This window comes from Bacteroides sp. HMSC067B03, from assembly GCF_001811315.1.
GTDB lineage: Bacteria > Bacteroidota > Bacteroidia > Bacteroidales > Bacteroidaceae > Bacteroides > Bacteroides faecis.
On the sequence record NZ_KV804236.1, the window covers coordinates 1 to 203 of the forward strand.

General features: G+C 42.4%; 1 protein-coding gene. It reads right to left on the reverse strand.

Annotation, left to right across the window (positions count from 1 at the left end):
- Nucleotides 1–6 precede the first annotated feature (6 nt).
- Nucleotides 7–203 (reverse strand): hypothetical protein (locus HMPREF2794_RS29205; RefSeq protein WP_204107926.1); only part of this gene is annotated, 197 nt, incomplete at its 5' end.

Sequence of the window (203 nt, forward strand, 5' to 3'; positions counted from 1 at the left end):
CTCTTCTCATAGGCGGTTTCGTACCCCCGTGGGGAGTATATAATGTACCTCCAGCGTCTTAGTGATGTGATAGTCAACGGGAAAGGCGAAACCGTTCTTTTTTTGCCCCTTTATTAATACTTTTATCTTATGGAAACTGAAAACGCTTTGACTATCGCGGAAGAAAGTCTCAATGAACTCTTTTTTGAAGAAGAAGCCCGTCT